Origin of the sequence: Legionella busanensis, assembly GCF_900461525.1 — a bacterium.
In the GTDB taxonomy this organism is placed as follows: domain Bacteria; phylum Pseudomonadota; class Gammaproteobacteria; order Legionellales; family Legionellaceae; genus Legionella_C; species Legionella_C busanensis.
Map to the genome: position 1 here is coordinate 2,337,332 of NZ_UGOD01000001.1, position 12,389 is coordinate 2,349,720.

The following is a 12,389-nucleotide window of genomic DNA, read 5'->3' on the forward strand; positions in this document are numbered from 1 at the left end:
AGGTATCGTAAGATGTTGCATAGTTAAAAAAGTAGCCTGGGTGCAGGCCTTAAGGCCGTAACCCGGGTTTCACTTCGTTGCACCCAGGCTACTTTATAAACATGAAACTTTCGCCTACATTCCACAACTTGTTCGTGGAATCCACAATCGAGCACTACACCTGGAGCCTGTAGATAAGCGGGAGATGCTGCCTTAAAAAGCTTTAATTTAGTATTTAAATTTATAATAAGTTATTGATCTGATGTAGATAGCGTGACACGGTGCCTTTATTTTTATTTAAAATTTGGGTTGCGTTCTCTACTAACGACTGACGTTTATCTTGATGTTTATGAAGCTCTATAAGCTTACTAACTAATTCATCTGCATTATCTATTAAAATAATTGCATTAGCTTCTTCCAATGCTTTGCAAATTGCCCTGAAGTTGTGCGTATACTTACCACTAATAACTGGAATTTGCATGGCAATAGGCTCAAGTACATTATGGCCCCCAATCGGAACTAAGCTTCCACCTATAAACGCGTAATGACTGAGTTTATAAAAAGTTAGTAACTCACCAATAGAATCTAAAATTATAATATCTTCATCGCTTATCTCATGCGTAATCTGACTTCTTAAGCCCGTTTTATAGCCCATTTTGCAAGCTAATTGATAAACTTTTTGAAATCGTTCAGGATGACGAGGAGCAATTAATAATAAAACATTAGGTATATGAGCTTTTAATTGATTTAAACGATTTAAAACAAGCTGCTCTTCCCCTTCATGTGTACTAGCAACAATAATTCTTATACGATTTTCACCTAAATATTTATCAAACTGTAATAATTGTCTATTTGGAAGTGGCATTTGTAAATCGAATTTTATATTGCCTCCTACTTGGACCTTATTCTCTTTAGCACCTAATTGTTTAAAATAGGCGGCATCCTCTGCGCTTTGCGCAAGAATTAAATGAAATTTATTTAACAAAGGCTTAACTAAGTATTTAATCTTTTTATAACCGTTATAAGACTTTTTAGACAATCTAGCGTTTAATAATAATAACGGAATAGACTCTTTAGCTGCGATAGTAATAAGATTTGGCCACAATTCTGTTTCCATAATAATACCTAAACGTGGCTTATGAAACTTAAAAAAACGTCGTAAAGCTTGCGGTAAATCGTAAGGGATGTAACGATGTGTTAAGCGATTTTTAAAGTGGACTTGAACTTTTTCGGCGCCAGTAGGCGTCATAGTGGTAATTAGTAATTTTAGATTTTCTTGTAATAGCGCCTCAATCAAGGGGATAGCAGCAATGACTTCACCTAAAGAAACAGCATGGAGCCATACATCGTAGTGGTTTTTTGTTTTACCACCATAACCAAACCGTTCATTTATACGCTGTCTATAAGCCGGTAATTTTCGCCCTTTCCACCATAAGCGGAAAAGCAAATAAGGGCTTAAACAATAGAATAAAAAAGAATAAATTTGGCGCATATAAAAAATTTATAACAAAATATGTCATTATACCTGGTATAAAAGCTCTAACTCTAGCAGAAAAATTTAAAATTAGACTATAAAGATTGTTAAAACTTAATAAAACTCGTAATTCTTCAAAACACCTGGCAAAATTAAGGCTAAAATTAACAAAGGCCTTCTACTTTATTAATAGTAACACTTAGGTCATGTTTAATTAAAAGTATAACCATATTGGAACTATAATAGTGAATTTTCGTCATTTCTTTACCACCCATGCATGGTGGGGAAAAATTCTAGGAGGCTTCTTTGGTTACTTGATAGCCGGCGCCACTGGAGCTCTTTTTGGGATATTAATTGGTAATCTTTTTGATCGAGGCTTAGTTTCTCATTTTTCACGCCCGCACTGGACATATTATGATGAGAAGCGTAAATCGGTTCAAAAAATTTTTTTTCAAGCAACTTTTACAGTAATGGGTTATGTCGCTAAGGCAGATGGCCGGGTTTCGGAAAATGAAATTCAGATGGCTAGACAATTAATGGATGAAATGCGTTTAGGTAAAGAGCAGCAAATATTAGCCAAACGATTTTTTCAACAAGGCAAAGACAGTCACTTCAATTTAGACACCATGCTATCTACTTTAAGGAGCGTTTGTCGTGATAATCTTGAATTATTAAAACTATTTATGGATATTCAATATCGTTCAGCTCAAGTAGATGGGTTGACTGAAAAGAAAGTTGAAGTGCTTGATTCTGTATTTATACGTTTAGGTTTTGCACCCCTCCGCCAACAATACCGGTTCTATGAAGATTTCCATTATCGACGAAACACCAGATCCCAGTCCTCGTCTCATTCATCCTCAAGGCAACAGGGATCCTCCTATCAAGGCAACCGGAATTACAATTATCAGACGGCTTCACCACCTAATTCATTAGCACAAGCTTATGCACTTTTAGAAATCAGCCAGTCAGCTACAAAACAAGAAGTTAAAAGAGCTTATCGTCGCCTTATTAGTAAAAATCATCCTGATAAACTTATTGCTCAAGGTTTACCTGAAGAAATGATTAAAATGGCTAATGATAAAACACAAAAAATTACAAAAGCTTATGAACAGATTTGCACTAGTAAAGGTTGGTAGTACTTATTGTCTCATCATAGTAGTAATCTAATATGAATATGTAACTAGAGGATGTATCTATATCTGAGTGAATCATTCTATGACTGGGACTAATCACTACATTTGAATTACCTTAACTAACACGATAGCTAAACTTAAATACGATAAGTTAAATTCATAAAAACAGAGTAAAGAAAAGGGAAATAATCTTTAGCAGGATCAATTTCTGACTCACCATAGCCGGCGGTATAATTACCATTAAAACCTAGAGTAAAATGGCGATTTAGCTGAATATTAAAGCCCATGTCGAATGTAGGTGTTACACGCCAATCATTATTAATTGCATCAAAGCGATGAATAATGGCTGGCCCTGCCCCAGAATAAACACTTATTGGCGTATCAGGTATAACTAGCATAATTTTACCAATAAGCCCTATAGTTTCGGTATGGGTATTAAAATGACGCATATGATGATCAAAAGCGAATAAACTATCTTTATCAAACTTTACACGTGCAACTGGATAATGTCGATAATGGGACTCAAGAGCAAAATAAGGACTAAATTCATACCCGGAAAAAAATCCCCACATAACACCACCTTCCTTCACCCGAATAGGGATTGAAATACTCATAGCGCTATTTCTATTTTTCTTCGAAGGCACCAAACCATCCCACGTAGTTGAACCATAACCGCCTGATAATCCAAGATAAATAGTATTTGAGATAGAGGCTATTTCTGCTTGGGCAATACTCGGGAGTAATGCCATAAGAAAACAGCCTCTTAAAAGATTAGTTATTTTATACATTTAATTCACTTTAAAACGAAATTTATAGTTACCAACTTATTTACAAGCTTTTCCTGTACCACTACATAATCTACCGTTGGAATCTTTACCACCCTTACGATAGCAATTCCATGAATCAATACAAACCTGAGCAGATGTTTCATGTTGGTATGCACAAGCGCGCTCTAAAGTACCAAATAAAGCAAGCATACGTTGATATAATTGTTGCATATTACTGCAAACAGATTTAGGTAAACCTGAGCTAGTACAATGACATTGAGCAGATACTTTAAAAGAGCTACAAAATGCTGGACTTGATGGTAAAGATGCTCCCGGACAAGCTGCAAGGACATTTGTAGAACTAATTAACCCAATTAGAAAAATACCTAAAGTTGTTATTTGTTTTAACATCATCGATCCTTAATGTAGTTAATGAGGGATACTTTTTTGTTATATATCTAATTTTTAAAATATTCTATCTAACTATACAAGTAACTTTATTGAAAAGCCAACTTCAAAACTTAATAAAATTTAAATTTTTATTAATTAGTTAATAAATCTATTTTTAAGTTTAATAAGTTAATCTTCTGTTTTTTTATAGCGGGTAATATAATCTGTTGCTAAATCTTTTGCTTGCTGTAATTGACTAGGCGTTAGGAGCTTTTCTAGCTCATCTCGACTTTGAAGTGCGTCAGAAAAGTCATTAGCCACAGCCGTAGCAAACCAAGCATAAGCTTCTACTGGATTTGACGAGATACCAATGCCATCACGATAAAAGATACCTAATTTATTTTGCGCTTTTCCTAATCCCTGCTCTGCAGATTTACGCATCCAGCTGAGAGATAACTGTGTATCCTTACCTACACCATCTCCATAGAAATACATGTCAGCTATATTGTATTGAGCATTAGCATCCCCTTGCTCAGCACTCTTTTTATACCAAAAAAATGCTTTTTGAAAATTGGCGGGAACGACATTACCTACATCATAAAAAGTACCCAATTGTAATTGGGCTTTAGCATGACCTTGCTCTGCCGCTTTTTGAAAGAAATCAAATGCTTTATTCTCATCTTTCGGGACGCCCTCCCCATATTGATACAATAAACCGAGATTATATTGAGCACGAGTATTACCTTGATTCGCAGATTTAGTATACCATTCTAAGGCTTGTGCTAAATCTTTGTTAACGCCTATACCCATATCATACATATAACCTATTGCCAAAGCGGCTTCTGAATTACCCGCTTGGGCTGATTTTTTGTAATAGGACATGGCCATATTATAATCTTTGGGCACACCATTTCCATTTTCATACATATAACCTAAGCTATAAAGCGCTTGTGACTCATTTTTATCAGCTGCTTTTTTATACCATTCAAACGCCTTTTGATAACTATCTGGCAACTTTTGAAACCAATAAAAATCAGCTAGTAAAACCTGTGCATCAACGTTATCTTGCTTAGCAGCTGATAGTAACCACTGCTCAGTTTTTTGTGGATTATAAGTAACTCCTTGACCGTTATAATACATTTTTCCTAATAAATATTGCGCCTTTGCATCGCCCTTTTCTGCTTGCTCAAATAAAAGAAGATAAGCTTTTTCATAATGTTGCTGATTATATGCTTTCTCACCTGCTTCTGTGGTGGCAAAAATTGGATTTAAAAATATAGTAAGTAAAAAGAGCAAAAGAAAGCGTTTAAGGTTCATAAGCGCCTTATATTAATTGCTTTAGTAAAATATAGGCAAAAAGATTTATTTTAGCCAATCGAGCTTAGCATATTAAATTAGAATTATCTGACGCAGGTTCTCTTTTCCGAACTCTACGATGGATTTTTCCATCTTTACCATGAACAATTAAAGAGGTACCTTGTTTTTTGCTAATTTTTCTAGCAATTTCAGTAGCTAATTGTTGGGTTTTAATTTGCCTTCTAGTGGCACGAACGGCATTATCCTTAATAATATCCCATCCTATTTTACTATTAGGTAATACATGATGATATGTTTTACTTCTTCTCATAATTTCTATAACTTAGACTTTAATTATCTTAATAAAATTTGTTTAACGATTTAAACTATAGTTCTTGCAATTTGATGCTGAACTCTTATTAATTTTAGTACAAAATAACTAAACTTATGTTATTTTGCTTAATAAATTAGACTATATTAATTAAATAAATTAAGCATACTAGGTTTCATACAGAGCACGAGTATGAAGCTTAGTGAGAGACGCTATAATGCGCTAATATTTAAAAAGAAATTAACCTCTTATCAAGGGAATGATGATGACTATATATAATATCGGTGTAATTGTTGGCAGCATACGTAAAGACTCCTGGAACCGTAAACTTGCTAATGTTTTGATATCTCTTGCGCCTCAGTCGCTAAATTTAAAATTAATTGAAATAGATAAGCTTTCATTGTTTAACCAAGATGAAGAAAGCAACCCGCCAGAATCGTGGGTAGAATTTAAAAATCAAGTTAAAAAGGTGGATGGCGTATTATTTGTTACACCAGAATATAATCGTTCAATTCCAGGTGTATTAAAGAATGCTATTGATATCGCTTCTCGGCCCTACGGTCAAAGTGTTTGGGATGGTAAGCCTGGGGCCGTAATAAGCACTTCACCAGGCGCGCTAGGTGCTTTTGGAGCTAATCAACATTTAAGACAATGTTTTGTCTTTTTAAATATCCCCTGTATGCAGCAGCCAGAAGTTTATATTGGTAATGTAACAAAACTATTTGATGATCAAGATAATTTAACTAATGAAAACACGAAGGATTTTTTAACAACCTTTATTAATACTTATGCTAAATGGGTTGAAGCAAACGTTAAGCATTAATGAATTAAATTTATTATATTACTTGATGCTAGATAGGTATCCTCTATTGATTATTTAATTAAAATTCATGGTCAAAGCAGTAATAATTAACTTTCATTAATCCTTAATAATATAGGATGCTTTGACCTTGAAAAAGCTAACTTATCGACCTAAAAAGAAGACAAATAGTTTCTTTCAATCCTCTTTTGTGAGCTAGAAAAAAACTGTCCATAGACCATTCCATTCCTACTTTAATATGAAATAATTATTATGTTTAAATTTTTTAATTAACAAGGAATATAAATTGCTGCCTTTTAAATTTTTCTCTAATAATTTACCAAGTGTTCATATTTTAATGCCCGTTTTTAACACCGAGCCCTTCATTACTCAAGCACTTTCTTCTATTGCCGCACAAAATTATCCTGATATTACATTAATTATTTTTGATGATGCATCTACTGATCACTCTATACAGCATATTGATTCTTTTCTTAAACACCACCCAAGTTGGAAAGTCAAAGTTCATATTGAGCACACATCCAATAATCTAGGTATTTCTACTGCTCGACAACTTCTATTTGATTGCTCAAAAACACTAAATCCTCAGGCATATATTTTTTGGTTAGATTCAGATGATTATTATAAAAGCCCTAATGCCATCAGCACTGTTATCCACCAAATGCGTTCCACAGATGCAGACATTTGTCTTTTTAACTTTTCTGTTACTTTCGAAGATGAAACACAAAAATCTAACGCAACAGGGCTTTTAGCTGATAAAGCAAAAACGGAAGAAATGCTTCAAGCAGTGCAGGAAATTGAAACGAAAGTAGTATCGGCTTCAAGTTTTGATGTTATGCAATTTACTACTCTGGGTTGGACTAAATGCTATGCTCCGACAATTACTCTTCCTAAAACTGAAAAATATCCCTTTGAAGATTTTGTTTATATGAGTGCTTTACTCAAAGCAAATCGCATTACCACCCTTCCACCCCAGATAGAAATTATCAATTATTTAAGACGCTCGACATCTATTTGTGGGCAAAGGACGCCTGAAAATTTTCTAGTTCATATTCCAGCCCAATTAAAATGCTTTATGAAAAATGTATTTGAAGGTAAAAATTGTGATGAAGATACAATCAAGAAAGTTGAAATGGCTGCTGATTTTATCTCAAGAAAAATGAATCAATATCGAAAAACCTTAGAAAACCTAATTATAGCTAAAACTGATCCGGCATTTGATTTTAAATTATTAAAGAAGTTTGATAGTGTAACTTCAAAACTTTATTTGGACATCGAAAATCAAATTCAAGAACATTTATTTCAAAAAATTTATCCAACGTAGATTGGCACTACTTTTTTTCATCTGTATTCGATATACCAATGTATTTTTGTAATCACAAAATCCCTTATTACATGTTATTCATTAGATTCGTTTTTTTCGCTCAGGCAAAACAGAATTAACCTCACTTGGAAGTTCGTTGTATTGTGGTAAATTATCCGTGATCTCATACCAAGGTGACTTGGATGCAACAAAAATATTAGCTATTGGGCGACTACCAGGATCTTGTTCAAGCGCGCCAATCGGTAAACCAATATAATCTGGTTTGTCGACGTATAGGCTGATTAGATTAGAGCCACATTTTTTACAAAAGGTTTTTATTACTTTCTTAGAAGAATGGAACTTTGACAAATATTCTTCACCCTTTATCCAGGTGAAATTTTTACTTTCTACACTACAACGTGTTCTGAAAGCAGCGCCGTGCCATCTTCTACACATAGAGCAATGGCAGTTAACTATAGGTCCTAATGCGCCTTTAATCTCATAAGCAATTTCCCCACATAAGCATCTTCCAGTTAATTTGTTCATTAAGTTTGAATTCCTTTGAAAATCCTCAGAAATTTATCAAGGTTAATTAATATTTCTTAGTAAATTAAATCTATCTTCTATTCGTTAAACTGTGTATCTGATAGAAGCAGCCACACCAACTTCTTTTATTAGGCTAGGAAATAATAATTCTGATAATTAATCAGCCAAAGGTCAAGTTGCAAACTTGACCACATCAATCTAAGCTTACTATCTATCCTTAGATTATCTAATAGTACTTCTTAGACAAATATTCACATTTTGCTGAACTACCGTTATTTTAATTCGCCCAGATATTAAACTTAATTAGAGGATTTTTCAGATAAAGTTAAATACTTTCGCTGTTTATTATTTTCTCTTGTTTGCTTCAAACTATCTAAATTTCTTCATTTGCGACAAGTACATATTTCGTATTGTTAGTTCCCTAATGAGAATAAGAAGGAGGAATGCTAATTTCTTTTCTATAAGCAGAAAATAAAATGCAATTGGTGTTTTTTATACTTAATAATATATTAATTATACAAATGCTATAATTTGTAATCATTAAGATTAATTTTTAGTAAAGTAAACACTCATGCCTTTAAAAAATATCCGAGAAGAATTTTCCTATGTTAATAGACCGACTTCTATAATAATTCTTGGTGTTCCTCTTCAAGATTATATTAATAAAGCAAGAATAAACTTAGAGCGACTTCTAAAGGAATCACTCCCAAAAGAAGAACAACAAGATATAGAAGAGCAACTTGCTAAAATTAATTCACTTAAAGAAGTGACCATCCCTATAAAGGGCAGTAAATCATACTACTCCATGGCAGATAAGGCTGGAGGGGTCACAGAAAAAACCTGTTTAGTTGATGAAGATACATTAAAAAAGAATTTATTGGGACTTGCTTCAGCAGAAACCTATGCAGAAGTGAAGACAAATAAAATCCGCATGAATGCCATTATTAAACATCCTAAATCAGGAAAAAATACGGAAGTGCAAAGAGAAGCTATTGGTTTAGAAATTGCACGCATATTAGGTTTTAAGGTGACAGATAGCACCTTAATACTGCATCTTACTGGTAATGAATGGCGGCCTTGTTTATTTATACCATTTGGAAATATGGAATTGCTAACTGAGTTTATTGATGATGCAGAAAGTATGCATGGAAGACTTAAACAGACGTATTTTGAATCAGTAGAAGACTTTGGTAAATACAGTGCATTTTTTCGTTTATTATGCGATCCTGATTTTATGGGGAAAGAAGGTCAAAATAAGGGTTTAACTAAAGAAGACCATCCTAAAATATTGTATATTTTTGACCAAGTATTTATGACAACCAATAACTTTAGATTTGATAAAGCATTCAACCTTATTCCTGACAATTCATTATCTAAACTCCCTAAATTTTCACGTCATTTTATGGGTAGAAATAAGTCCGTTATTAACGATTCCAGTTTTGAAGAAAAAATTCAAGGCGCTATTAACATTCTGCGAAAAAAAGGTGAGATTAGGACCATGCTTGCAGAAGTCAGTAAGGCTAATAATACTAGATATAATGATTCTTCCTCTGTAAGAGAATTGCAAAATGATGCTGTGGAGTGTTTTAAAATTTTTAATGAACGTATTTGTAGCATTGAAGAGCTCTTTCCTTTGATTAAAATAAAAGGATGCCCAAAACAAGTTAGCGATTTAATAAAAGACAATGACGAAGACAATTTAGTATTATTAAAAAAAGCAATGCTAGTAACTCAGCTAATTAATAAACCTAAATTGTATGATACTTCAGGCAAACCTTATAGAGCGCCTTTTTTTAGCAATCCTTCTACATATGTAGAAAAAGTGTATATATTGAATAATCAAGTTACAATTTCCTTTGCTAGAGGAATTGGCCCAGCACTTTCTAGGATTAAAAAATCACTTTTAGAAGCACAAGGGTTTACTATTGCAGCAAATGAAGAAACTGCCAGTATTTCGAAGGATACGCTGCTAAAGCTCACTGAGCAAAGCTATTATAAAGAGCAAGAAGATAATATCGACGAGACATATAACTACCTTGATCTGGAAAGAATAGAAATGCTTGCAAACACGTATAACGAAAATAGTAACATTATACTGAGAAATCTGATTGATCAGGTCAAAAAATGTGGTATGAATCCAGGTCTCCTTGATGAGGTGCTGGATAATTTAGATAAAATACCCTTTAAAAATAAAGGATTTGTAGAACATATTAAGCAGTGCTGCTTATATGAAGTAATGAAATTAATGATTAAAAGGGAGCCTAGAATCAAGCAAGAATTAGAAGAAGGCATGACCAAAGCCAAGCAAGATGGAACATTAAAAGTACATATATTAGGAGTTTTAGCCAAAGAAAGAAAATCACTAAATAGTCACAGAAGTAGTTTTTTAAAATCTGTAACACTAAATAGTGACCAACATCTACCAGAGGAAAAAGCATCTAAACAGGAACTATCCGATCTTGAAGGTAATTTTAATAACTTAAAATCATATTAACCACTACAGCAGCTACTGGACAGTAAATTCATATTTGAAAATATTAAACTACCTCATTGATCTTGTGTTTTTGAATTGGTATTGTCGATATTAAATGTTTAATTTAATAGGAGAAAACAATGGAATGTAAATGTAACGTATGTGGCATGAGTGTTAAAGGAATGGTATGCGGTAAGTGTGAAGAGTCACTTGTAACCGATACAATAACATCAAAAGATAATAATCAAGTACAAGTAGCAAAATGCCCAAATGGATGCGGCAGAATTAAATCACCTACCTGCTGTGGCCAAGATATGGTTTGCTCTTAAATTTTTATTTATAAATAAAGTAAATGCTGCTAAGTGCTCATAGCAGCTTTATTAAATAATCTATTTCAATTAAGAATTGAAAAATTGTGAAATAAGTTTTGCCACTGGGGCTGGGTTATCCATATGAACATGATGTCCGCCCTGCACTTCATAAATGGTTAGCTTATTTAAACATGCGGCCCTGCTTTGAAATATTTCTTTTGGGTAAGCAACACCTTGCTTGGCACGGATAAGGCAAACGGGTATAGAAATAGCTTTAAATAGTTGGTTTAATTCATCTTCACCTGGAAGCGTTGAACTTACACAGCGTAAGCGTTGATCAAATGTCCAATGCCAGCCATTTTTACTTTTTATAGTTCCTCTGACAACTAACGCTTTTGCTGCTTGGTAGCTTATATTGCCAATTTTCATTCTATCTCGAATTGCTGTTTCCTGGTGAGGAAAGCAAGTACGTTGTTTTAAATTATAAGATAAATAAGTTTCTAGATCATAATAAAAATAGTTCATTCTCTGCTCACTAAAATTTAGTGTTGGCCCTAAAATATCAAGAAAAACTAGTCGGCCTACTTGCTGGGGCCTAGCTATGGCTATAATAGCGGCTAGTAATGAACCTAATGAATGAGCAATAATATCAAATGATTGCCATCCTAATTTCTTTATAAGATGTAACATTAAATACGCATCATTTTTCCAATTAGGCATGACCCCTTCTGGATAGGAGCTAGAAAATCCTGTTCCTGGATAATCGACAGCAACAAATTGCTGCTCAGGAAATAGCGGCGCTAAAAAATCAAAGCTCGCAGCATTATCCATTTTACCATGCAAACATAATACTAAATTTGGACACTGAGCATTCCAAATTTTTAAACCAATTTTAAAACCAAAAATACTGACACTTCTTTCTTCATAGGTCATCTTGAAAAGCCTTTTACAAACTAAATATATTTTAATACAAAAAATTTGGCTGCAATAAGTAAAGTAGTAATAAGACTATTTATAATAACTTGCAAACTTGAATCACAACTATAGCTTTTTTAGAATCGACACTTTTTAATATTTTTTCTAACTACAATTAATTAAGGAATTCCATGTCTCACGATAAATTTGAAAGTTCAGATAATAAAGATCTCAAGTTAGTAAGGCTGGCGCAAACTGCTGTATCAAGAAATTTAACACCTTATGCAACTAGTCAACTATTGAGGGGTTTTGATAAAAACAATTTACAACAATTTTTCTTTTACTACACTCTGTGTAAAGAAGGAAAAATAACTAATGAAAATTACGAAAATATTGTAAAAGAATTTAAAGATAAATTTAATAGTGAAATGATAGAAAGACACAAGCCACTGCCATACTCATCAAAAAGTTCTAATTTATATAAGGTAATCACAGCCGACCTAGAGAAAGCAAATCCATCTTGCGGTATGTAGATATTATTTTGTTATATGAGCGGGTGATGGGAATCGAACCCACGCTATCAGCTTGGGAAGCTAAAGTTCTACCATTGAACTACACCCGCATAACGTTAGGTTAGTTTAGCAAATTTTA

Annotated in this window: 13 protein-coding genes and 1 tRNA gene; 6 read left to right on the top strand and 8 right to left on the bottom strand. The window is 33.3% G+C overall.

Features of this window, described 5'->3' with window-relative positions; translation table 11 throughout:
• Window positions 1-220 precede the first annotated feature (220 nt).
• Entirely contained in the window at window positions 221-1,471 is a 1,251-nt protein-coding gene (gene waaA, locus DYH30_RS10415; RefSeq protein WP_115331599.1) for a lipid IV(A) 3-deoxy-D-manno-octulosonic acid transferase, read from the bottom strand.
• Between the two features lie 227 nt (window positions 1,472-1,698).
• Here waaA and djlA point away from each other — a divergent pair, with 227 nt between their 5' ends.
• Complete coding sequence (gene djlA, locus DYH30_RS10420; RefSeq protein WP_115331600.1) at window positions 1,699-2,589, top strand: co-chaperone DjlA; 891 nt, start codon at window positions 1,699-1,701, stop codon at window positions 2,587-2,589.
• 134 nt (window positions 2,590-2,723) lie between these two features.
• Here djlA and DYH30_RS10425 read toward each other — a convergent pair whose 3' ends face one another.
• The 4 genes from DYH30_RS10425 to DYH30_RS10440 form a co-directional block, all read right to left on the bottom strand.
• The gene (locus DYH30_RS10425) at window positions 2,724-3,374 is read right to left on the bottom strand and encodes an outer membrane beta-barrel protein (RefSeq protein WP_115331601.1); all 651 of its coding nucleotides are present in this window, start codon (window positions 3,372-3,374) and stop codon (window positions 2,724-2,726) included.
• A gap of 36 nt (window positions 3,375-3,410) precedes the next feature.
• Window positions 3,411-3,764, bottom strand: a complete 354-nt coding sequence (locus tag DYH30_RS10430; RefSeq protein WP_115331602.1) for a hypothetical protein — start codon at window positions 3,762-3,764, stop codon at window positions 3,411-3,413.
• A 168-nt stretch (window positions 3,765-3,932) separates the two neighbouring features.
• Window positions 3,933-5,060: an SEL1-like repeat protein gene (locus tag DYH30_RS10435; protein ID WP_115331603.1), complete on the bottom strand. Its 1,128-nt coding sequence runs from the start codon at window positions 5,058-5,060 to the stop codon at window positions 3,933-3,935.
• A 64-nt stretch (window positions 5,061-5,124) separates the two neighbouring features.
• Complete coding sequence (locus DYH30_RS10440; RefSeq protein ID WP_115331604.1) at window positions 5,125-5,370, bottom strand: DUF2188 domain-containing protein; 246 nt, start codon at window positions 5,368-5,370, stop codon at window positions 5,125-5,127.
• Window positions 5,371-5,635: 265 nt separating this feature from the next.
• Between DYH30_RS10440 and DYH30_RS10445 the strand changes: the two genes are divergently transcribed.
• Both DYH30_RS10445 and DYH30_RS10450 read left to right on the top strand, forming a co-directional pair.
• Entirely contained in the window at window positions 5,636-6,193 is a 558-nt protein-coding gene (locus DYH30_RS10445) for an NADPH-dependent FMN reductase (protein ID WP_278043113.1), read from the top strand.
• 283 nt (window positions 6,194-6,476) lie between these two features.
• Entirely contained in the window at window positions 6,477-7,514 is a 1,038-nt protein-coding gene (locus DYH30_RS10450; RefSeq protein ID WP_115331606.1) for a glycosyltransferase family 2 protein, read from the top strand.
• Window positions 7,515-7,595: 81 nt separating this feature from the next.
• On the opposite strand, the gene DYH30_RS10455 is transcribed toward DYH30_RS10450, so the two are convergent.
• Window positions 7,596-8,039, bottom strand: coding sequence for a GFA family protein (locus DYH30_RS10455; RefSeq protein ID WP_115331607.1), 444 nt, complete (start codon window positions 8,037-8,039; stop codon window positions 7,596-7,598).
• A gap of 571 nt (window positions 8,040-8,610) precedes the next feature.
• On the opposite strand from DYH30_RS10455, the gene DYH30_RS10460 reads away from it, so the two are divergent.
• Together DYH30_RS10460 and DYH30_RS10465 are read left to right on the top strand one after the other, a co-directional pair.
• Window positions 8,611-10,533, top strand: a complete 1,923-nt coding sequence (locus DYH30_RS10460) for a hypothetical protein (RefSeq protein ID WP_115331608.1) — start codon at window positions 8,611-8,613, stop codon at window positions 10,531-10,533.
• Window positions 10,534-10,652: 119 nt separating this feature from the next.
• Window positions 10,653-10,841, top strand: a complete 189-nt coding sequence (locus DYH30_RS10465; RefSeq protein ID WP_115331609.1) for a hypothetical protein — start codon at window positions 10,653-10,655, stop codon at window positions 10,839-10,841.
• A gap of 69 nt (window positions 10,842-10,910) precedes the next feature.
• Here the strand turns inward: DYH30_RS10465 and DYH30_RS10470 are convergent, their stop codons facing one another.
• On the bottom strand, window positions 10,911-11,756 hold the full coding sequence (locus tag DYH30_RS10470) for an alpha/beta fold hydrolase (RefSeq protein WP_115331610.1): 846 nt from the start codon (window positions 11,754-11,756) through the stop codon (window positions 10,911-10,913).
• A 173-nt stretch (window positions 11,757-11,929) separates the two neighbouring features.
• Between DYH30_RS10470 and DYH30_RS10475 the strand changes: the two genes are divergently transcribed.
• The gene (locus DYH30_RS10475) at window positions 11,930-12,271 is read left to right on the top strand and encodes a hypothetical protein (RefSeq protein WP_115331611.1); all 342 of its coding nucleotides are present in this window, start codon (window positions 11,930-11,932) and stop codon (window positions 12,269-12,271) included.
• A gap of 18 nt (window positions 12,272-12,289) precedes the next feature.
• Here DYH30_RS10475 and DYH30_RS10480 read toward each other — a convergent pair.
• Window positions 12,290-12,360 (bottom strand) — tRNA-Gly (locus DYH30_RS10480).
• Window positions 12,361-12,389 lie beyond the last annotated feature (29 nt).

Bases quoted from the DNA above. Each gene is read 5' to 3' on its own strand.
- waaA (WP_115331599.1), bottom strand. From the start codon at position 1,471: ATGCGCCAAATTTATTCTTTTTTATTCTATTGTTTAAGCCCTTATTTG.
- DYH30_RS10425 (WP_115331601.1), bottom strand. From the start codon at position 3,374: ATGTATAAAATAACTAATCTTTTAAGAGGCTGTTTTCTTATGGCATTA.
- DYH30_RS10430 (WP_115331602.1), bottom strand. From the start codon at position 3,764: ATGTTAAAACAAATAACAACTTTAGGTATTTTTCTAATTGGGTTAATT.
- DYH30_RS10435 (WP_115331603.1), bottom strand. From the start codon at position 5,060: ATGAACCTTAAACGCTTTCTTTTGCTCTTTTTACTTACTATATTTTTA.
- DYH30_RS10440 (WP_115331604.1), bottom strand. From the start codon at position 5,370: ATGAGAAGAAGTAAAACATATCATCATGTATTACCTAATAGTAAAATA.
- DYH30_RS10445 (WP_278043113.1), top strand. From the start codon at position 5,636: ATGACTATATATAATATCGGTGTAATTGTTGGCAGCATACGTAAAGAC.
- DYH30_RS10455 (WP_115331607.1), bottom strand. From the start codon at position 8,039: ATGAACAAATTAACTGGAAGATGCTTATGTGGGGAAATTGCTTATGAG.
- DYH30_RS10460 (WP_115331608.1), top strand. From the start codon at position 8,611: ATGCCTTTAAAAAATATCCGAGAAGAATTTTCCTATGTTAATAGACCG.
- DYH30_RS10465 (WP_115331609.1), top strand. From the start codon at position 10,653: ATGGAATGTAAATGTAACGTATGTGGCATGAGTGTTAAAGGAATGGTA.
- DYH30_RS10470 (WP_115331610.1), bottom strand. From the start codon at position 11,756: ATGACCTATGAAGAAAGAAGTGTCAGTATTTTTGGTTTTAAAATTGGT.
- DYH30_RS10475 (WP_115331611.1), top strand. From the start codon at position 11,930: ATGTCTCACGATAAATTTGAAAGTTCAGATAATAAAGATCTCAAGTTA.